Consider the following 20,644-nt stretch of genomic DNA (forward strand, 5'->3'; position numbering starts at 1 on the left):
AACACCCTACTTAAAATTTATGCCACTATAACTTGGTGTTTTTATTTACCAAAGCGACGCTCTATATCATCTGCTTGGGAACCACCTCGAACTGAGTTAATCCGTAACGAGGTCTTATCTTTAGAAATGTTATAAGTTAAAGGCTTTGTCTTAGATATTCGCGCTTCACCCTCTTTAGCCAAAGTCTGGGGTGGATACTTAATAATTAAAGCTTTGATTGCCTCAATCCGTTTGGGTACTGCTGGATGAGTTGTATCAAATTCAGAACCAGGAGTTTGAGCCAAAACCTGCATTACTCTTAAACATCCTTCTGCTTCAAAGCCTGCTTTCACAGAAGCTATGTAGCCAATTTCATCAGCTTCAAACTCTTGTTGTCGTTCTTGTTCTGCTAAACGCTGTTCTAACTCTTTTTTCTTTTTCTCGACAATTTCATTAATGCGTTGCTGTGATTCTACTTGTCGTTGAGCGCCTTGATTACCCAGAACTGAACCCAGCAAACCACCAAAAGTTCCTCCAACTACGCGATTTACAACGGCACCGCCAACGTTAGCAGCTGTTGACTCTTGGTTTGCAGCTTCTTTTTCTCCCAGTACTTCTTTGGTTGCTTCTTCTTGAATTTTGGCAATTAACTCAGTTTTTTTAGCTTCACCAACAGCAATGTGACGCTTGGTGTGATGTCCCATTTCATGGGCAACTACACAAGCTAATGCTGAAGAATCACCAGCTAACTGGTCAAGTATGCCATCGTAAATAGCAACCAAATTAACGTCACTTGCATAGGCATTGACATCATACTTGGGAACAGCCACAACCCGCCAAGGACGATTATCTAATTCGTTGGCACGTGCTACTCTATCTATGACGCGATAGAGGGTATAAAAATCTTCAGGTAATTCTTTTTTAGCTTGCTGGTAAATTGTTGTAGCTGTGGGTGCTGCTTTCTTTGGTTGGACTGGTTTAGCCTGGACTGGCAGTATTGCAGAGAACAAAAGTAGGCACAAAGAACTAGTAGTTAGAAGTCTTCTATCCCAGTTCAGCATTATTGTTGATACCTCTGTAATATAAGGATTATTTTTATACAATAATGCAAAATATATTTTGTGTAAATTAAAGATTTACAAAAGTACTACAGACCGAAGTCCGTTTGAGCAGACTTCGGTCTGTTGGCATGAGCGACGGTAGCCATGTCAGTGAAGCTGCGTAGGAATATGTTACGAGCCGTGAAGCGTAAAGCCCCCGTCATTCATACGGGGGATATAAGTTTCGACTACGCTCAACTGCCGCGAATAAGCCGAATTTATTCGGCTTTAAAAAAAGCAACTCTGTTTTTAAGATATAATAGGTGTATGCTAAACCTAACTTATACCTATCGCCTAAAACTTTTGCAGCAGCAATCCCAAACCTACGACGCATGGTTAGAAACATCTCGTAGGGTTTGGAATTTTGCGTTAGCAGAGCGAAAAGATTGGTATAACTCTAGGTCATGCAGAATTGATGCTTGCAGTATTAAAAGTGATGTTTTCAAAGCATACCTTAGACGCTGGATTTGGTGAATTCCTCTCAATCTTAGAATGGGTGTGCTGGAAGCGTGGGGTATATTTTGCCAAAGTCAACCCTGATGGGACTAGCCAGACCTGCCCCAACTGCAACCACCACACAGGTAAGAAAGAATTGTCTGAGCGAGTGCATCGCTGTGGTGAATTTGGATTTGAAACAGATAGAGACGTTGCTGCTGCTATGGTAGTCATGCAACGCGGTCTTGCAGCCGTAGGGCATACGGTCAAGATGCTTGGCGAGGGGTTAAGCAATAGCTCCCTTTTGACCCAAGAATCCCCCGTTTTATAAACGGGGGAGTGTCAATCAGACATACAAGTTAAGTAAGTTGGCACAATAAAACCAAACTATGTAAAGAGAAATGAACTAGGCTAAAATCCTTATATCTATTGCCTATTGCCTGTTGCCTATTGCCTTATCCCAACGATAATTTACGCTCACTTACTTAGGTCGATATTTACAGTTTGTATTGGCGTAATTGCTCTACTATATAATCTTCTAGTTCTTGTTTTTCTCTGTTACTGGCATTTCGTTGATAGGTTCTTCCTGTTTCTTGAATAAACTTACGTTTCTCGCTTGGAGAAGATTTGAGTTTACCTCCAGTTCCTTGCAGCTTTTGCTGTAATTCTTCCCAAGTCTTTTCACCCACACTTTCACCTAGTTTGACAAGTACCTTTGGTAGTAATGTTTTTGCCTCTCTTTGAAAATCTTCTTCTGTCTCAAGGGAAGCTAAATCTATATTGCTGAAGTCGATATCGATTTGAAACTTACTCATAGAATTGTATTTGTTCTTTTAACGATTATTACCACAACGAGGAAAAGATAAGTTTGATTGATTTTGCTATCAATCGTAGATAGGATACGAAGATAGCATGATTGAGCAGCTAGTAGATGGTAGGGATCAGTTAACTTTGCACTGACAAGTATCGCCAATGCTTTGCGCGTGGGCGTTTGCCTGCTTGAACCTATGAAATAAACTATATGGAAGCTTTCGTCACGAATTTGACGACTGTACTTGCTACAGCAGTTGATATCTTTACTGGCATTATCATTGGTATAGCCGTCTTGGAAGCCGTAGCCAAGGTCCTGGTTTTTTTCTTCAGCCGCCGTAGAAAGTTAAATGAGGCTAAAGAGGAAATTCGGCTATCGCTGGGGATGTGGCTGGCTCTTTCCCTTGAGTTCGCATTGGCTGCTGACATTTTACGTAGTACGATCGCTCCAACTTGGGACGAAATTGGTAAACTAGCTGCCATCATTGCGCTACGAACAATTCTGAATTTCTTTTTGGCAAAAGAAATTGAGCAAGCAAAGAATAAAAAGAACGATATCAAGGATGAATCTTTTTAATTTCTCAGTATGGGCAGTAATTATCCAGTTTTTAGGTTCTTTAGCGATCGCAGCTTATGTCTTCGCTGCCATCCTTTCTCTAATTTTCAGATGTAATGTCTATCAGGCAAGACTTATAGTAGCAGAAGGGGTGGTAACAAGTTTAAACTTTATGGTTGCAGCAACTCTGCTAAAGACAATTAATCTGCGAACTTGGAGGCAAATTCTAATCTTTAGCTTAATCCTATCAATCCGCATCTTTCTTAAGAAGTTATTTGTGTGGGAGAAAATACAAATTATGACAATAAAATCTCGCGTTTAATGAGTTAAAAAAGTTTTTACTAATAATTTAAGACTGCCATATCAGAAAGATTTTACATATAGTTAATGCCTGCATAACCAGGTTAGCAATATTAAAAATGCTATCTTAAAGGCAAAGGTCATTTGCTCAATTTTTGAGGAAAAAACTATGACTACAACGCTCAAAGAGTCTAGTTCTATCGAGTCATTGCTAGGTAAAGAGGCTGAAGACCTGCTTACCTACAAAGCAAAGGTTTCTCAGGATTTACTACACTTGCCAGGGCCAGACTTTGTAGATCGGATCTGGATCAACAGCGATCGCAATCCTCAAGTATTGCGTAATCTCCAGCTACTTTATTCTACTGGTCGTCTGGCAAACACAGGTTATCTCTCAATTTTACCTGTAGACCAAGGGATTGAACATTCTGCTGGTGCGTCTTTTGCGCCCAATCCAATTTACTTTGACCCAGAAAATATTGTCAAATTAGCGATCGCCGCAAATTGCAATGCTGTTGCCACCACTTTGGGGACATTAGGTATAGTTTCGCGCAAGTATGCCCACAAAATTCCTTTTATTGCCAAAATCAATCACAACGAATTGCTGACTTTCCCCAATCAATTTGACCAGGTATTGTTTGCGGATGTAGAACAAGCTTGGAATTTAGGGGCGGCGGCAGTAGGTGCGACAATCTACTTTGGTTCAGAGAATTCTACCAGACAGATTCAGGAAATCAGCAAAGCTTTTAAACGCGCTCATGAATTAGGAATGGCGACTATTCTCTGGTGCTATCTGCGGAATAACGCCTTTAAACAAGATAAAGATTACCACCTTGCTGCTGACCTCACCGGACAGGCAAATCATTTAGGTGTGACGATTGAAGCTGACATCATCAAACAAAAGTTACCCGAAAATAACAATGGTTATGGTGCAGTTGCCAAAGCCAGTGGTAAGAGTTACGGCAAAACAGATGAGCGCGTTTATACAGAATTGACAACCGATCACCCAATTGATTTAACTCGTTACCAAGTACTAAATTGTTACTCTGGGCGTGTGGGGTTGATTAATTCTGGTGGCGCGACTGGTAAAAACGACTTCGCCGAAGCAATTCGCACCGCCGTAATCAACAAACGCGCTGGTGGTTCGGGATTAATTTCTGGGCGAAAGACTTTCCAACGTCCCTTTGAAGAAGGTGTGAAGTTATTTCATACCATTCAAGATGTTTACTTATCGCCAGATGTGACGATCGCTTAGGGATTAGGAAAGGGAATAGGGTACAGGTTACAGGTTACAGATTATTCACTGTCACCTGTCACCTGTCACCTAATCCCCCATTGCTATCTAACATTTCTCACTAAGAAATCTGGTTGACCACAACTTTTTCGCGATCGCTTCAAAATCTCGGCGCTACAAATACCAGGTTCACCGTTTTTGGAATAACAAAAGAAGACTTCTTGCAAAAATCTTCCTGAACCAGAACAGAAAGGTGCTACACCATCAGCAGTAATTCGATTATTCGCACTCACAAATGAATTTTTAAAATTTGTAATTGTGGTACGCAAAGGTTTATTAGGGCGATTATAAGCTGCGGGAATAGCGATCGCATCTTTTAACTTTTTACTCAATGTCAAGTATTCCGCAGGAGTTTTCCCTGAACAAGTACCATGTTTTTCCCATTCATGCTCGTAAAGTTTATTACTAGGATACAAATTGGGAAACCGTTGCTTTACTTCCGACGGTAGTTTTTGCGTGGAACAATTAGCAGGATAACCAGTTTGGTACTGTGGCCACAAACCATGTAATACAAAACCAAGTTTCCTTCCAGAACCGCACTGCTGCGGGTCACGGGTACCATTTTTTGCACAATAATCCGGCGACCAGGAGAGTGTCAGTACATAAAAATCAAATTTCCCTGGAGTACCGCGATTTTGAGCAATGGCAGCATTAGGTATAAAAATACCAGTAATTAGCAGAGAAGATGCAATTAAAAGTTTCTGAATCTGCATAAAAATAGTTAGTTTGCACTAAAAACAAAGTTATATACGATACATTCTTAAGAGTCAATAATCAAGGTTTAGAAATTCTTTCCCAATGCCCAAAGCCTAATTTCCCATTCCCCATTGCCTAACGAATTCAGAAAAAGCAAATCTCGGTAATGATTCTGGGATATCCTTAGATAAGTGAAAGATTTGCCAAAAAATAGTAAGAATGAAGCTGGCAGCAAGAGTAAGTCAGGTAACACCTTCATTGACCTTAGCGATCGCAGCCAAGGCTAAGGCACTGAAGGCAGAAGGAATAGATGTTTGTAGTTTTAGCGCTGGAGAACCAGATTTTGATACCCCAGCGCATATTAAAGCCGCAGCAGTTAAAGCTTTGGATGAAGGCAAAACCAAATATGGTGCAGCAGCCGGAGAACCAAAGTTAAGGGAAGCGATCGCCCATAAGCTCAAAAATGATAACGGTCTTGATTACAAGTCGGAGAATGTCATCGTCACCAATGGCGGTAAGCATTCTCTGTACAACTTGATGGTGGCGCTAATCGATCCAGGTGATGAGGTAATTATCCCTGCACCCTACTGGCTAAGTTATCCCGAAATGGTGACTTTAGTCGGTGGAGTTTCGGTAATTGTGCCCACAGATGCCACGACGGGTTATAAAATTACTCCCGAACAACTCCGTAAAGCAATCACCCCCAAGACAAAGTTATTTATCCTCAACTCTCCATCTAATCCCACAGGGATGGTTTACACGCCAGACGAAATCAAAGCACTGGCGCAGGTAGTAGTTGATGCAGATATCTTTGTCGTCTCTGATGAGATTTACGAAAAGATTCTCTACGACGGTGCAGAACATATCAGCATCGGTTCTCTTGGGAAGGAAATTTTTGACCGGACTTTAATTAGTAATGGGTTTGCGAAAGCTTATTCTATGACTGGTTGGAGACTCGGCTATTTAGCGGGGCCAGTGGAAATTATTAAAGCAGCCAGTACCATCCAAGGGCATAGTACATCTAACGTGTGTACCTTTGCTCAATATGGTGCGATCGCAGCGCTACAAAGTTCTCAAGATTGTGTCGAAGAAATGCGCCAAGCCTTCGCCAAACGCCGACAGGTAATGCTAGACAGACTCAACGCCATTCCCGGATTGAGTACTGCAAAACCAGATGGCGCGTTTTATCTGTTCCCTGATATCAGCAAAACCGGTCTAAAATCCCTAGAATTTTGTGACGCTTTGTTGGAAAAACATCAAGTTGCAGTCATTCCTGGAATTGCTTTTGGCGCTGATGACAACATTCGCCTTTCCTACGCCACAGATATGGCAACCATTGAAAAGGGAATGGATAGGTTAGAGAAATTTGTCAAGTCACGTATTTAGTTGTCATTTGTCATTTGTGAGGAGAACTTATTAACTCTTCAATTTGTTACTCCACCTTTTCAACTCAGAACTGGTGGAGTTTCTTTTCAAGCCTCAAATTAGTTCCCAAAATACTTTTACTTAGAACTTATCAAACGCGGAAAGGACTTGATGAGTACAACTCCTCCAACCAAGGCAAAAATTGATCCTAAACCAGTTAACATAACAGGTAAAAACCATAAACTTAGCCAAGATTTTATCATGGCAGAATTTGGCTTTTCAGGACTGTATAATATTTCTACCTGCTGACCTTTAGCAAATTCTGGTGGATTGCTGCCTGAATTTGATTCAAAAACCGTTGTTTCCCCAGAACGAGCAGTAAATTTTATTACTGGATAGTAGGCATAAGAAGAACGACCTTTTTTATCAGTTGATGAACGTTGCACCAAATCAATTATTGTCCCTTGTGCTGGTATTGCTGAGGTAACAAAGGAACGAGTATTCAATGCAATCATAATGCCCGTAACGGCAATTATGCTGCCAACACCGCCGAATATTGAACCAAATATACGAAAGAACTTTGTATCTTCATTCATAAAATATTGCAAGGTTTATTATAGCTAAAAGTTTAGATTGGAAATTTTAGGTTGATATTTTCTAGATTAGATAACAATCGGGGAGAAGTAGGGGAGGCAAATCTTAAGGTTATCACGCCACAGTGACAATAAAATTTGATAACAGAGGTGAAGTGAAGTCATCTGTTACAAATAATGTTGACACTAATTTTAGAACAGCTTTTTCTCGGCGATTTTCCCCATACTCCCTGCCCCCTCACCTCTACATCAACCCCATCTCTTGCAACCCCTGGCGTAGTCTCTTCGCCTCTTCGGGATTATATCTTTCATGAAGGGCAATCGCTTTTCTAAAAGCTGTTAAGCTATCTTGATGATTGCCAACTTTGAGCAACACTACCCCTAAATTTTGATACGCTTCGGCATAGTTGGGATTTAAGGTGATTGCATGTTGATAATATACGATCGCATCTGTAAATAAACCCAAAGCCTTAAATGTCATCGCCAAATTATAATGCCCAAAAACAAAATTAGGATCAATTTTTAAAGTTGTGGCGTAAGCTGTTTTGGCACCGTTGAAATCTCCTGCTGCTTTGAGTAAGTTACCCAAGTTGTTGTATGCTCCTAATTTGAGCATGGGATAAATTGGCAATTTGATAGCAGCTTTATAGTGAGAAATCGCCTGTGGGGATTTTTGCAAGCGACTGTAAGCAATGCCTAAATGATAGTGGAGTTCATATAAAATATCGTAATTTTCTTCAGCAACGCTGATTCCATGTCTGAGCAATTCCATACCTTGGGTAATTTTCCCCGTTTCTACATACAATGCCCCTAATTTACTGCAAACATAAGGGTCATCGGGATGAGTAGCAAGAAACCCTTCCATCGCCGTAGCTGCTTTGGCATATTTGTTATTTTGAGCGATCGCACTTTTTTGATATCCTGTGTGTACAAGTGCGACCCCAGGTAAATAACCTATTTGCCAATGAGGTTCTTTATTTACAATTGCTGACACGCTATCATCCACTAAGGCATGGTAAGGACGGTCAAAACGAATATCTGGATGATTGCGGAACAGCCTAGAAACCAAAGAATAGGGAGATTGTTCAGCACCTACTTCCTGGCGAACAAGGTTGATGAGCAGGTATTCATCTCTGGCGATCGCCTCTCGCAACTGCGGTACAATTGCTGGAGTCAAAGTTTCATCAGCATCTAAGACCAAAATCCAGTCACCAGTGACATATTTTAAAGCTGCATTACGGGCAGCACTGAAGTCATTACACCATTTAAAATGATGAACTTTTGCACCGAGTTGTTGGGCAATATTGGGAGTGCGATCGATTGAGCCTGTATCCAAAACTACCATTTCATCCACCAGTTTTCTGACACTGTTCAGGCATTTAGGCAGTGTTGCAGCTTCGTTTTTCACAATCATGCACAGACTCAAACTCATAAGTTAAAAATTGGGAATTAAAAATTGGGAATTGGGAATTGGGAATGGGGAATTTGGAATTGGGAATTGCCAAGAGGAGAAGGGAACAATGGGAAAGACTTGTTGCAAGATTCTCACTCAAATCACCTTGTCCCCTGTTTCCCCTCATCTTCTCCATTACCCATTCCCTACTTAGATTTTGTGCAAAAATCAAGATTAACAAAATCAGTGAGTGATTCAATCCGGGAGAAAGGGTGAATTTAATGCAGGGTCAAAGACCTTGCGCCCCTACTTGTCCATCAGCACAATGTGATTCACCGGGATATCAAGCCGGCTAATATTCGACGGAGAGCATCAGATAACAAGATAGTACTAATTGACTTTGGGGCTGTCAAACAAATTAGTACTCAGATGCCTAATTCTCAAGGACAAACAACTTTTACCGTAGCCATTGGTACTCATGGTTATATGCCAAGTGAACAAGCTAATCGCACTCTACAATTGAGCAGCGATATCTATGCAGTGGGAATTATTGGTATTCAAGCCTTGACAAATGGATTCACGAGTATAAAAGACTCGTTAACGGAGTTCTGAGATGAATTCACGAGGAGCGAAAAAATACTAATCAACTACTGAAGGGGCAGGTATAACAGGAAAGTTCCGTTCAATTTATGCGATCGCACTTTGATATATAAACAGCGATACACAGGTTATTTTATTAAGATTTTCACCAATTTGAAATCAGCGTATTTTTCTCTAATGAAATAAAAGTTATAAAAGAACACCCCTATTCTTGTCGATGAAGAGATTGCCGCTTGAGACGCTTATGAGCGTACATTAATTCGTCAGACCTGGCAATTAGTTGTTCTAATGACATATTACTTCCTGGTGAGTAACGCTCTATTCCCATACTCATCGAAAGTTCATAGCTACGGTTTTGCTCTTGATTAAAGTTGGCAATATTTACTTGCAGATACGCTTGGATGCTATCAGCATCTTTAAAGTAGCTGGAGATGAAAACAATGAATTCATCTCCACCCAAGCGAGCAACAATATCCGAGTTCCGAAAACTTTGCTTGAGTAATTGACCAGCATCAACAATCAAGGCATCCCCCATATCATGACCAAGGGTGTCGTTAATCTGTTTTAGCCCATCTAAATCAATGAAAATCACCCAGCACAACAATCTCATGCGGTGAGCAATTTTCAACTCTTGTTCAGCCATCACGAAGAAGCCACGTCGGTTATGCAAACCTGTTAGATCGTCGGTCAGCGATAACTGCCTTCCTTCTATCTCTGATTGTTTACGGTTGCGAATTTCCTGAATGAGTTCCATCTGAGCGATCGCTTGCCGAGTTAAGCGGCGCAGTGCATCCAACTGCTGGTAACTTAGCTGACGAGGAACGGTGTCCATCACACACAACGTCCCTATTGGAAAACCATTAGGCGTAACTAGTGGCACACCAGCGTAAAAACGAATTTTAGAATTACTTTTGACTAGAGGATTGTTCGCAAAGCGAGCGTCCTTGATAGCGTTGGGAATTACTAATATATTCTCTGGGTGCAGAATAGCATGGGAGCAAAAAGCCGACTCTCTGGGCGTTTCTCTAACTTTTAGTCCAATGTTAGATTTAAACCATTGGCGATCAGTATCCACTAAGCTAATTAAAGCAATTGGAGTCTTACAAACGTAGGCAGCAATAGCAGTTAGGTCATCAAATGCTTGTTCAGGTAGAGTGTCCAGAATATTGTAGTCTGTTAATGCTTTGAGCCTTTCTGCTTCATTTTTATATAGAGGAGCAACTGGTGTTTTCACAGATGAGTGTCCTCGCCTTAGCGAGGAAAGTCTGATATGCTGGAATTTTTGCAACAACCGCAGGGCTAACTCTCCAGCAACCAGGCTGCGTGATATAAATATCTCTGCAACGAAAATCAACATTCGATTGAATATACAGAAATATTGTATTGCATGATGTTCTTCATGCCTTTGGTTTGCTCTGTTGTTCATATTACCCTAACTCTCACCGTGCAAATCCTCTGAGCATCTATATGCTTATAAGGTCTTCTACCCAAAGCCATGTTGAAAATTATCATTGTCAACTAAAAATTATCAAAACTTATCATACTGCCAGAGTTCCTATCAAAACGGGATATTTTTGATACTGATAGTTTGTTTGGATGCAGATAAATTCCGAGAGTTAGATTGTTGTTTGCCAAAGGGAGCGTCAGACAACTAAGCAGACTGACGGCAAAAATAAAAATGTGCGATCGCTTAATTTTGCAGCCCAGTCCAGATGATCTCTGCGTAGATGACTGTCCTGCTTCATTGGCTTTATAGCAATTAGTTTGGTATAAAGCAGCGATTGATACGGTTTTAGTAATCGGTTTCAGCTTTGATCCTTGATAGGAAAGTAACATAAGCCGTAGAAAACTTATCAACAAATTCTGCCAGATGGATAAATTTTACCCAAACTAAAATTGCTAATTTTACTCAGCTAAAAATGCACACAACATTAGCAATGCTGCGTCATCTTTACTGTGCAGATATGAAGTTACAGTTTTTAGCACAATAATAATGGAGAAAGTAATGATTACCGAAGAAGACTTAGCCCAGCAATTTACCTTTATTATGCAGCAATCTCACCCAACAGCATGGGAATTACTACGCCACTGCTATATAAAAGTGCTAAATTCTAGCTTAAAAGGAGCATATACCGCTCATACCAAACATATTAAAATTTACTGTCCTGACAGACTGATTGCTGCTGTAGTCGCAGAAAAAAATTTACTGATAGAAGTGGCAGAATCTCTTGGTCTAGTTGAAGTTGTTTGCTTGAATGCGACAAATCTGTTGCACGACCCCAAATCACAGATTAAGAAGGCTTATCCTCAATTGTGGTTAGATTTGATGTGGATTGTTACGCAAAAGCAAGAATTATGAAACCTAGAATTTTCTCTAGAATTAGTCTTTATACGATTCTAAAATCCCACTGCGAATCATTAGTTGTGGCCAAAACAACACAAAAAATCCCATCCACATCACTATAGGGATAGAGACGAGAATGGTTAGCCAGATAGTTTTAAATAGTAACCAGCTACCACTAATGATTGTTACACCTGTGAGAACTATAGACCAGGGCTGACACCACCAAGGTTTGTAGTTCCAAGGACTTATAGGCTTTTCTTCGGACATTTGTTTTTTTTAATAAAACTCCAAATTTACCTTTGACCATTTTTAGGGTAAACGATCCACTAGGGTTCCAGAGTTGAACGCAATCGCTATCAATATTATCAAGGTTTTGGTAATATTCTTCAGAAATATAACAGTACAATCCAGATCAATTTTGGTTATCGTCCACCTCTGTAGACTCAGAAAAAATTAACAAGGGGATTTGTGCCCCTTGTTATCCTGGATTTCTCACGCATAGTTTAGGCAGAGGGAGAAGAGGAGTGTGGGGAGTGTGGGGAGTGTGAGGGGTAAGACTTCTCCCCCATCTTCCCACACCTCCCACACCTCCCACACCCCTTGGATTTCTCACAAGTGAGAAATCCAGGTTATGAACCCGCGTAGGTGGGTAAAGCCTTGTATATAAGCTTTTAACTACTTAGGAAAGCACTGCTGCTTCTAGCTTATCGGCTCTGTTCTTCAAGATGGTTGGTAATTCGCTGCTGAACGCTTCACCTTCAACCACTTGCGATCGGAAACCATCGGGCCCAACTGGAACATCACCCGTGATGGTAGTGCGATAGAGGACGCGCTCAACTTCCAGATGATCTAGATCCTGTGGGGCTAAATGCGAGGTGGCACGGTTGTCCCAGAAGGCAATGTCACCGTTGTTCCATCGGAAGCGAGTGGTGTAGGCAGGCTTGGTGATTTGGTTGAAGAACAACTCAAGCAGCAGGTCGCTTTCTTGTCGTGACACGTCAAGAATGTGTGAGGTGAAACCAGGATTTACGTACAATGCTCGTTCGCCTGTTTCAGGATGAACGCGTACTACTGGGTGGATTGAAACCAGTGGATTGGCAGCAATGCGCTGGGCAATCTTGCTATTGCTGGGCAGATTCAAACGCGCATTGAAGCGATGTTCAGCTTTCAATCCATCTGCTAGCGCCCGTAGGGGTGCTGATAGACCTTCGTAGGCTGCGACCAAATTAGTCCACTGTGTGTCACCACCAAAACTAGGAACGTTAACTGCACGCAAAATAGATGCCGCAGGTGGGTTGACAACTGCTGTCACATCGGTATGCCAGCGACTCTCGTAGCTGGAACGCCGTAGACCATTGCGCCGTTCGTAGCGGCTGCGGTCAATTGGCAAGATTTCTGAGAAACCTTCTATCGGCTCATCTTCGTGGGGATGTGCGTAGGTCACTTCGCCGAAACGAGCCGTGAATGCAACCTGTGCAGCATGATCGATGTTCTGACCGCGAAAGAACACGACTTTCCACTTCAATAGCGCTTGACGAATTTCTTTAACTGCATCATCGTGCAAAGGACGTGAAAGGTCTACGCCACTGATTTCAGCACCAATGAAACCAGCTACCTGTTTGACTTCAATGTGTTTGTTAGTCATCTGAATTCTCCATAGTTTGATTCATAGGGCGATGTTCACACTCGTCCGTTTCCTTTGGTATGTTGTTTGCACTTTATGGCTACATCCCAAAGGAAGCGATCGCATTTGAAAAATATTATACGTTAAATCTATCGATTTGCAGTAGTATAAAAATATCGAATTTTAAACTGCCTAACCATCTGCACCCTGTGGGCTTGCTACAGATGACTTTGGGCAACTTAGCCTTGCTTTAATTTCCCTCTTTTTTAAGGGGGCTTAGGGAGGATAAAGCCTTGATCTAAACGTAATTATGTCGTGCATTTAATTGGCACAACTAGGGCGGACAAGATGTTCACCCCACAAGAGATTTATTTTTGGGGGGATGCAAATTATAAAGATTTCTGAAGCTTAAGAAAGTTTAAGCTGTAGAAGCCTTTATACTCTAACCCATTTTTTATAATTACGAATTATTCGTTAAGTATCTCCAATAACTGCGCTTCGGTTAACTGTGTAATTCCCAAAGAGAGCGCCTTTTCTAATTTAGAACCTGCATCTTCTCCTACCACCAAATAATCTGTCTTTTTACTCACTGAATCAGTCACTTTTCCACCAGCTTTTTGAATCAAAGCCTTTGCCTCATCTCGCTTTAGGGTTGGTAATGTTCCTGTAATTACAAAAGTTTTACCTGCAAACTTTTGATTACCATCACCAAGTGTTTTTGTTTCTTCTGGGGCAGTTAATTGCAATTCTTCTGCTTGCAAGCGTTCTATCAATCTTTGGTTGGCATCAATCCGAAACCACTGGTACACAGATTGGGCAATTTCAGCACCGATACCATAAATTCCTTCAATATCTGATTGCTTTGCTGTCGCTAACTGTTCTACGGTGAAATATTTTTGAGTTAACAATTGGGCATTAACACTCCCAACATGACGGATGCCCAAACCATACAATACCCTTGACCAAGGTTGATTTTTTGATTGAGCGATCGCATCAATCAATTTCTCTGCTGACTTTTGCCCCATCCTTTCTAATGCACATAACTTCTCTGCTGTCAACTCATATAAATCGGCAACGGAATGCACTAAAACTTTATCAACGAGTTGATGTACTAGCTTTTCGCCTAAACCTTTAATATCCAAGGCATCACGACTTACCCAATGTTCAATAGAACCTTTGAGAATCGCTGCACAGGAAGCATTGACGCACCGAATCACCGCCTCACCTGATTCTCGCACCACTGCTTGATCGCAGACAGGGCAATGGGTGGGCATAACAAAGGGTTCAGTATCAGCAGGACGGAGTTCTTTGAGTACCCTCACGACTTCTGGAATGATTTCTCCAGCTTTGCGGACAATAACAGTATCCCCAATGCGGATATCTAATTGAGCAATGCGATCGCTATTGTGTAAAGTCGCGCGGGAAACTGTTGTCCCCGCCAGTTGTACAGGGCGCATTTCTGCTAACGGCGTTAACGCCCCAGTTCGTCCGACATTTACAGCAATATTTTCCACACGGGTGGGTGCTTCTTCGGCGGGGTACTTTAACGCGATCGCCCAGCGAGGAAATTTCTGGGTAAACCCTAGCTGTTCCTGAAGTTTAAAAGAATTTAGCTTTACTACCACCCCATCAGTCATATAGGGTAAATTCAGGCGTTCCGTATCCCAATATTCATAATATTTTGCGACTTCTGCGATCGAGGCACACAATTTATGGTTTGGGTTCACTTGAAAACCCATCTTTTCTAACAACTCCAACGCTTCCCATTGGGTATTGGCAATACTGGTGTCATCTCTACCAGGAATGTGCAGAGTATAGCCAAAGAAAGCTAACCGCCGTTTAGCGACAATGCGCGAGTCTAATTGTCTGAGTGTACCTGCTGCGGCATTCCGGGGATTGGCGAATAATTGCTCCCCTGCTTTTTGCCTTTCCTCATTGATTTGTTTAAATACTTCCAAAGGCAAAAACGCCTCGCCTCGCACTTCCACCCTTTCTAGAATTTCTAACCCTTCAAAATTTAAACGCAAGGGAATTGAGCGAATTGTCCGCACATTTTGGGTGATATCTTCACCTGTCACGCCATCACCCCTAGTTGTCCCCCTAACTAGAATGCCATTTTGGTAGGTAAGAGCCAAAGCAGAACCATCAATTTTCAATTCAGTGACATATTCCACCGAATCTATTTTCGGTACTTGTCGCCGCCAACGCTGATCCCACCCTTGCAACTCATCAATATTAAACGCATTTTCCAGACTGTACAGGGGGATATTATGCCGCACCGAAGTAAACTGCGTTGCTGGTCTCTCACCCACGCGCTGAGTCGGGCTATCGGGTGCTGTCAACTCTGGATATTGAATTTCCAGTTGTTGTAATTCTCGATATAGCTGGTCATAGACTGCATCCTCCATAATTGGAGTATCTAGGACGTAATAAGCATAGCTGGCTTGTTGCAATAACTGGCGCAATTCTTCTGTGCGCTTTACTTCCGGCTTAATCTGTGTCATTAGAATAATTACAAAATATTTAGCGAATAAAATTTTAAAGATAATGAAGCCTATTGTTTGGATAGCCGCGACTAACCTGTGAAATCAAGGCTTTCATAAATAAATCTTTCATATTATATTCTACCCAAATTGGATGTCTTGGTAGGCGATCGCTACAACAAGGGCAAGGAAGTACCGGATATCTTTCGGCAACTTTCATTACTAGTGATGCCAATACGGTTCCAATACTTTTCGATTAAACTCGATAATCTCTCTTTTGGTATGGGGAAAGGTTAAAGGGCAATGGGGAAAGGGAAATTCAAACCCTTTCCCCCTTAACCGAAAAGTATTGAATACGGTTCGGTTGAGGGAAGAGACGCGATAAATCGCCGTCTCTACAAAGGACTGATTATTGTAAATACGGTGATTTATCGCGTCTTTGCGATCTATAACTTTCATCAAAAAACCTTATTCGAACCGTATTGAGAGTGATGCGATCTTGATCGTTCTCATCTCATAAATATGGATCAATAACCATAGAATCCATTCTTATGGACTAGACAATAAGATGTTTTTAAAGTCAATATAAATTTATTTTGTAGTAAGCTTATTTAAGTTCATATTCTTCTCAGCGAGTTAAAACACTTTTTATTTAAAGTGTAAGAAAGTGCAAATCACAAAATAGAGAGGATTGCGCCTTTAATTAGCTATCATCGGCAGAAAGTAAGCTAAAACTACATAGTAAAGTTATGCCAAAGATATACAAATAAAAGTTCGGTATTCTGAATTCAGGAATCATCTATAAATCTTGGGTATCCACAATTATCAGCATCGCTACCTGGGTATTGCATAAAAAATAAATGCAAACCTATTTAGTCAGTGCAGCCCACAAATTTACATTTTTATTTTACTAATATGTTCATACGTTCTTTAACATTTACTGCCTCTAGTGCAGCGTTACTTGCAACTTTAGTCAGTTCTGCTTTTGCCGCTCCCATTAACTTTGCTAATAGTGTCAGCAATAGTGAGACAAACACAAAGGTAATTGCTCAAAATGTTGCCCAATTACAGAGAATACCCGATGTCAGAAGACAAGCGATCGCTAACGGACAAGACCGATACGCCGCTATTTGGGTCAAGTCTGGTAGTGGGGCTTGGGAAGCGCGGCATGGATTGACCTCGGCCCAGTATCAAGCTACGTTTGACAAACTGGTTGGCGAAGGATATCGGTTAGTTGATGTCAGTGGTTATGAGGTCAACGGACAAAGCCGATACGCTGCTATTTGGGTCAAATCTGGCGGCCCTGCTTGGCAATCACGACATGGATTAACCTCAGCCCAGTATCAAGCTACTTTTGACAAACTAGTTGGTGAAGGATATCGATTAGTTCACGTTAGTGGTTATGCTGTGAACGGACAAGACCGATATGCCGCTATTTGGGAGAAGTCTGACGGCCCTGCTTGGCAAGCGCGACATGGATTGACCTCAGCTCAGTATCAAGCTACTTTTGACAAATTGGTTGGTGAGGGATATCGGTTAGTTGATGTTAGTGGTTATGGTGTCAACGGACAAGACCGATACGCCGCAATTTGGGTGAAATCTGGTGGTCCCGCTTGGGAAGCGCGACATGGATTGACTTCAGCCCAGTATCAAGCTACTTTTGACAAACTAGTTGGTGAAGGATATCGATTAGTTGACGTAAGTGGTTATGATGTCAACGGCCAAAACCGATACGCCGCTATTTGGGAAAAGTCTGGTGGTTCAGCTTGGCAGGCGCGACATGGATTGACTTCAGCACAGTATCAAGCTACTTTTGACAAACTGGTTGGTGAAGGATATCGATTAGTTGATGTCAGTGGCTATTAGTACAACATCTCCAATTATCATTGCACACCGAGGCGCTAGCGGCTATCGTCCAGAACATACTTTAGCTGCTTATGAATTAGCGATTGCATTGGGTGCTGATTATATTGAACCTGATTTAGTTTCCACCAAAGACGGCGTTTTAATTGCTCGTCATGAAAATGAGATTTCTGAAACTACTGATGTTGCTAGCCATACAGAATTTGCTCACCGACGAACCACCAAAATAATTGATGGCGAATCAAAAACTGGCTGGTTTACTGAAGATTTTACCTTGGCAGAAGTGAAAACACTACGAGCCAAAGAGCGAATTGGGCAACTGCGATCACAAAATACCGCTTATGATGGACTCTTTGAAATTCCTACGCTGCAAGAAATCATTGATTTAGTGAAGCGTAAAAGTGCCGAAGTTAATCGTGCGATCGGCATTTATCCAGAAACGAAGCACCCAACTTACTTTAAATCGATTGGGTTAGCCTTAGAACCACCCCTACTTGCAACTTTGACAGCCAACGGTTATGAGGGAGCTAATGCACCTGTTTTCATTCAGTCTTTTGAAGTGAGTAATTTACAAGATTTATCTACAAAGACTGATTTACCTCTGGTGCAATTGCTGAATAACAGTGGTAAGCCTAATGATTTTGTCGTTAGTGGCGATGAACGCACTTATGCAGATTTAGTCACTGCATCAGGTTTAAGGGAAATTGCTAAATATGCAAAGGCGGTTGGGGTTCATAAAAATTTACTGGTTCCTAGAGATAGTAGTGGTAAATTGCGATCGCCTACATCTTTAGTAACTGACGCTCACACGGCTAGTTTGCTGGTTCATGTCTGGACTTTCCGCAATGAAGACTACTTTTTGCCACTGGATTTTCAAGGAAATCCCCAAGGGGAATATGAACTATTTTTCAGCTTAGGTGTTGATGGCGTATTTAGCGATTACCCGGATACGGCTTCTACTGTGAAGAAAAATCTTCGATTGTAAACTTTGTTCTTCGTAAAAGTTTTAGTCATGAAAAATTAGATTCCCAACTTCTTAAAGAAGTTGGGAATCTGAACTTTTGATTTTCACAAACTCGTCATCACTTGAGCTAATTGATTAGATAAATCAATTCCCGGATTCTGTGATTTTGTAAATAAAACGCCAGCTAAAAAATAATAATCACCAGAATAAAACGCCATTTTATTTTTTCGGAGTTCTTCTATGTGTTTTTTTACTTTAGGCTCCGAGCTATAGTAGCCGAACTCCAAAGGTACCACCATAAAATTTTGAACATAATAACCATTTTGTTTTGCTATGTTCAACGTATTTATGGGATTGGAAAAGCTAGATATTAAAACCAAGACATTTTCATAATCTAACGACAAAAGATCATTGGTAACAGTTGCTCCATCTACGCCCCCAAATAAGAGTGGTATATAAATATCGTCATCTGGTGCGGGTAGATAGGGTGGATTGGCTACAAGATACTCGGCATCTGGTTGAGAAGAATTAAACAAAGATGAATTATGGATTATATATTTATTTGTGAGATTGTATTCATCGATGGTTGAATTGGCAACCTTCAATGCAGAAGTATTTAATTCAAATCCCTGGATTACGCCATTAAAGTTATTTCTCAATAAGGAATTAATTACAGGGCTGCCATCTCCTGAACCAAACTCCACAATAGATTCAGAATTTTTACAATTTCTGATCACAAAGCTTTCTAAACAGTTTGAGTAGAAATTGGATTCTTCAGGACAAAAAAAGATATCTTTCATTTGACTGCAATCAATTGGTAATGTATAATAAGCAAGAAAGAAATTATTGATTACCTTGTATTAAGGCAATAAGAAACAGTTCCTTTAGCAAGGTGTTGCTAAAGAAATCTTTTTGCAGGTTAATTAGATATAAAATGACTTAAAAATGTCAAATTAAAATGCTAAAACCTGCTATTTTTAATTTTTGGGATTTATCTTCACATACGAGTCAGACGAATTGTTTTGCTTCGCGTATCGATCGCACAACAGCACTAGCGGCGCGATCGCCCATTAGTTTCTCCTGGTCATACCCAAGCAGGAGTTCCCAGGCATTTTTGGGATACTGTTCTGCTAAAGACAAAGCAACATCATCTAACATCCAACGACCGTGGCGTTCATCTTCCCTGATGTGCAGTTCCCAATAACCCATCGCCGCCTCTGACAGTCCCAATCGTTGCGCCGCCGCCAGATAGTTTTTATAAGCCGCAGGGCCAGCCACTTCAAAATATGTCAACGCACCACAATAACGTAGGAAATAGCGTTTGCGATCGGTGGTCAAAAAATTATGATTAGCACAAGCTAGAACTTCCCAAGGCACTAAATCAAAGTATCCTTCTGGTTCAGTGTTCATCCCAAATTCAGCCAGCATTTGGGCAAAAAATGTCGAGTGCTTGCGGGATAAACGACCATTGCCGTATTCTTCTAGTAGGACTCGCACCAGCGTACACTGCACTTCATTAGCAGCACCACCCAATACATAGCAAAGACGACTACCTTCAACCAAGCCATCAAAAGAACCGATCGCTAGCAGGTGACGATAGCCAGCTTCAGTCATATCCTCACGAATATAGCGGCTACTATCCGACAAAGACGGATTTAAATCGGCGGATGCACGCTCAATTAAAGCGTGTTTGACATCCAATTGTTGCAGCGCTGGTAAATCTATCTGTGCCAGTTCCCAGTTTTGCCAAGCAGCCTCAATTTGATCGCGACATGAGCATAAATAAAGCGATCGCTCATTGGTATAGTGCTGCAAATCGTCGTACCAAAACAGCTTAAGCCGATTAATTCGATAAAGTATCCGTTGCAAAAAACGGTGAGCCTGTTCATCAGAGCGATCGTTTTTATAAGCGGCGCGAATTGCTGTTGAGAGCGCCTGTTCAAACTCACTAGCTATTGCAGGTTTGATATCCAACTTATGATCCAAATCCTCCATTGCTAGCAGTTCTATAAATAGCTCCTCGGCACGGTCGTACTTGGTAATTGTTCTTTCTTCTGTTTGGGTGCTTTTTTTCGCAGTCCCAGTATTAGGAAATATAACTAAATTGCTTTGCATGGAATCTTCGCTAGCTTTGGAAAAGTGAGAAATTAGTTTCACCTCTAATACCTAGGTTTCCACACCAGTAGCTTTCTGTACCTCTTTCCCTGGTTATAAACAAAGATTAAGTTTCAAAAGAAGGATATTGGGT

22 protein-coding genes are annotated in these 20,644 nt (G+C 41.3%); 11 read left to right on the plus strand and 11 right to left on the minus strand.

The window, feature by feature from the left end:
* Positions 1-41: 41 nt before the first annotated feature.
* On the minus strand, positions 42-1,040 hold the full coding sequence (locus ACFFRD_RS20595; protein ID WP_392482985.1) for a M48 family metallopeptidase: 999 nt from the start codon (positions 1,038-1,040) through the stop codon (positions 42-44).
* Positions 1,041-1,346: 306 nt separating this feature from the next.
* Here ACFFRD_RS20595 and ACFFRD_RS20600 point away from each other — a divergent pair, with 306 nt between their 5' ends.
* A complete protein-coding gene (locus ACFFRD_RS20600; RefSeq protein ID WP_392482986.1) occupies positions 1,347-1,553 on the plus strand; it encodes a helix-turn-helix domain-containing protein in 207 nt (68 codons plus the stop codon).
* Positions 1,516-1,845 carry an RNA-guided endonuclease InsQ/TnpB family protein gene (locus ACFFRD_RS20605; RefSeq protein ID WP_392482987.1) on the plus strand — a complete coding sequence of 110 codons (330 nt, stop codon included), beginning with the start codon at positions 1,516-1,518 and terminating at the stop codon, positions 1,843-1,845. Before ACFFRD_RS20600 ends, ACFFRD_RS20605 begins: the two co-directional genes overlap by 38 nt.
* 166 nt (positions 1,846-2,011) lie before the next feature.
* Here the strand turns inward: ACFFRD_RS20605 and ACFFRD_RS20610 are convergent, their stop codons facing one another.
* The gene (locus tag ACFFRD_RS20610; protein ID WP_114080155.1) at positions 2,012-2,329 is read right to left on the minus strand and encodes a hypothetical protein; all 318 of its coding nucleotides are present in this window, start codon (positions 2,327-2,329) and stop codon (positions 2,012-2,014) included.
* 206 nt (positions 2,330-2,535) lie between these two features.
* On the opposite strand from ACFFRD_RS20610, the gene ACFFRD_RS20615 reads away from it, so the two are divergent.
* From ACFFRD_RS20615 to ACFFRD_RS20625, 3 genes are all read left to right on the plus strand, one after another.
* The gene (locus ACFFRD_RS20615; RefSeq protein WP_114080156.1) at positions 2,536-2,901 is read left to right on the plus strand and encodes a DUF1622 domain-containing protein; all 366 of its coding nucleotides are present in this window, start codon (positions 2,536-2,538) and stop codon (positions 2,899-2,901) included.
* Positions 2,888-3,202: a DUF1622 domain-containing protein gene (locus ACFFRD_RS20620; protein ID WP_392482988.1), complete on the plus strand. Its 315-nt coding sequence runs from the start codon at positions 2,888-2,890 to the stop codon at positions 3,200-3,202. Before ACFFRD_RS20615 ends, ACFFRD_RS20620 begins: the two co-directional genes overlap by 14 nt.
* Positions 3,203-3,349: 147 nt before the next feature.
* Positions 3,350-4,432 carry a class I fructose-bisphosphate aldolase gene (locus ACFFRD_RS20625; RefSeq protein WP_392482989.1) on the plus strand — a complete coding sequence of 361 codons (1,083 nt, stop codon included), beginning with the start codon at positions 3,350-3,352 and terminating at the stop codon, positions 4,430-4,432.
* A gap of 83 nt (positions 4,433-4,515) precedes the next feature.
* On the opposite strand, the gene ACFFRD_RS20630 is transcribed toward ACFFRD_RS20625, so the two are convergent.
* On the minus strand, positions 4,516-5,184 hold the full coding sequence (locus ACFFRD_RS20630) for a ribonuclease (RefSeq protein ID WP_392482990.1): 669 nt from the start codon (positions 5,182-5,184) through the stop codon (positions 4,516-4,518).
* A 202-nt stretch (positions 5,185-5,386) separates the two neighbouring features.
* Between ACFFRD_RS20630 and ACFFRD_RS20635 the strand changes: the two genes are divergently transcribed.
* A complete protein-coding gene (locus ACFFRD_RS20635; RefSeq protein WP_163929873.1) occupies positions 5,387-6,553 on the plus strand; it encodes a pyridoxal phosphate-dependent aminotransferase in 1,167 nt (388 codons plus the stop codon).
* A 116-nt stretch (positions 6,554-6,669) separates the two neighbouring features.
* Here ACFFRD_RS20635 and ACFFRD_RS20640 read toward each other — a convergent pair whose 3' ends face one another.
* Positions 6,670-7,128 carry a DUF3592 domain-containing protein gene (locus ACFFRD_RS20640; RefSeq protein WP_114080161.1) on the minus strand — a complete coding sequence of 153 codons (459 nt, stop codon included), beginning with the start codon at positions 7,126-7,128 and terminating at the stop codon, positions 6,670-6,672.
* 241 nt (positions 7,129-7,369) lie between these two features.
* Positions 7,370-8,557 carry a glycosyltransferase gene (locus ACFFRD_RS20645; RefSeq protein ID WP_392482991.1) on the minus strand — a complete coding sequence of 396 codons (1,188 nt, stop codon included), beginning with the start codon at positions 8,555-8,557 and terminating at the stop codon, positions 7,370-7,372.
* Positions 8,558-8,845: 288 nt separating this feature from the next.
* Here ACFFRD_RS20645 and ACFFRD_RS20650 point away from each other — a divergent pair, with 288 nt between their 5' ends.
* On the plus strand, positions 8,846-9,130 hold the full coding sequence (locus ACFFRD_RS20650; protein ID WP_392482992.1) for a hypothetical protein: 285 nt from the start codon (positions 8,846-8,848) through the stop codon (positions 9,128-9,130).
* A gap of 193 nt (positions 9,131-9,323) precedes the next feature.
* On the opposite strand, the gene ACFFRD_RS20655 is transcribed toward ACFFRD_RS20650, so the two are convergent.
* Positions 9,324-10,544 carry a diguanylate cyclase domain-containing protein gene (locus ACFFRD_RS20655; protein WP_392482993.1) on the minus strand — a complete coding sequence of 407 codons (1,221 nt, stop codon included), beginning with the start codon at positions 10,542-10,544 and terminating at the stop codon, positions 9,324-9,326.
* Positions 10,545-11,123: 579 nt separating this feature from the next.
* On the opposite strand from ACFFRD_RS20655, the gene ACFFRD_RS20660 reads away from it, so the two are divergent.
* Positions 11,124-11,477, plus strand: a complete 354-nt coding sequence (locus ACFFRD_RS20660) for a hypothetical protein (RefSeq protein ID WP_392482994.1) — start codon at positions 11,124-11,126, stop codon at positions 11,475-11,477.
* A 21-nt stretch (positions 11,478-11,498) separates the two neighbouring features.
* On the opposite strand, the gene ACFFRD_RS20665 is transcribed toward ACFFRD_RS20660, so the two are convergent.
* The 3 genes from ACFFRD_RS20665 to ligA all read right to left on the minus strand — a co-directional run bounded on the left by ACFFRD_RS20665 (position 11,499) and on the right by ligA (position 15,590).
* The gene (locus ACFFRD_RS20665; protein ID WP_012407001.1) at positions 11,499-11,729 is read right to left on the minus strand and encodes a DUF6737 family protein; all 231 of its coding nucleotides are present in this window, start codon (positions 11,727-11,729) and stop codon (positions 11,499-11,501) included.
* A 412-nt stretch (positions 11,730-12,141) separates the two neighbouring features.
* Positions 12,142-13,107: a TauD/TfdA family dioxygenase gene (locus tag ACFFRD_RS20670; protein ID WP_335042023.1), complete on the minus strand. Its 966-nt coding sequence runs from the start codon at positions 13,105-13,107 to the stop codon at positions 12,142-12,144.
* 446 nt (positions 13,108-13,553) lie between these two features.
* Entirely contained in the window at positions 13,554-15,590 is a 2,037-nt protein-coding gene (gene ligA, locus ACFFRD_RS20675; protein WP_392482995.1) for an NAD-dependent DNA ligase LigA, read from the minus strand.
* A 129-nt stretch (positions 15,591-15,719) separates the two neighbouring features.
* Between ligA and ACFFRD_RS20680 the strand changes: the two genes are divergently transcribed.
* The 3 genes from ACFFRD_RS20680 to ACFFRD_RS20690 all read left to right on the plus strand — a co-directional run bounded on the left by ACFFRD_RS20680 (position 15,720) and on the right by ACFFRD_RS20690 (position 18,417).
* Positions 15,720-15,866, plus strand: coding sequence for a hypothetical protein (locus ACFFRD_RS20680; protein WP_392482997.1), 147 nt, complete (start codon positions 15,720-15,722; stop codon positions 15,864-15,866).
* A 618-nt stretch (positions 15,867-16,484) separates the two neighbouring features.
* Entirely contained in the window at positions 16,485-17,435 is a 951-nt protein-coding gene (locus ACFFRD_RS20685) for a hypothetical protein (RefSeq protein ID WP_392482999.1), read from the plus strand.
* Complete coding sequence (locus tag ACFFRD_RS20690; protein ID WP_392483001.1) at positions 17,419-18,417, plus strand: glycerophosphodiester phosphodiesterase; 999 nt, start codon at positions 17,419-17,421, stop codon at positions 18,415-18,417. The genes ACFFRD_RS20685 and ACFFRD_RS20690 overlap by 17 nt, the downstream gene beginning before the upstream one ends.
* An 83-nt stretch (positions 18,418-18,500) precedes the next feature.
* Here ACFFRD_RS20690 and ACFFRD_RS20695 read toward each other — a convergent pair whose 3' ends face one another.
* Together ACFFRD_RS20695 and ACFFRD_RS20700 are read right to left on the minus strand one after the other, a co-directional pair.
* On the minus strand, positions 18,501-19,196 hold the full coding sequence (locus ACFFRD_RS20695; RefSeq protein WP_392483002.1) for an SAM-dependent methyltransferase: 696 nt from the start codon (positions 19,194-19,196) through the stop codon (positions 18,501-18,503).
* 208 nt (positions 19,197-19,404) lie between these two features.
* Positions 19,405-20,511 (minus strand): iron-containing redox enzyme family protein, encoded by a 1,107-nt coding sequence (locus ACFFRD_RS20700; protein WP_392483125.1) that lies wholly within the window; start codon positions 20,509-20,511, stop codon positions 19,405-19,407.
* Positions 20,512-20,644: the final 133 nt, after the last annotated feature.

The organism is Nostoc sp. C110 (assembly GCF_043099725.1).
Lineage (GTDB): Bacteria > Cyanobacteriota > Cyanobacteriia > Cyanobacteriales > Nostocaceae > Nostoc > Nostoc muscorum_A.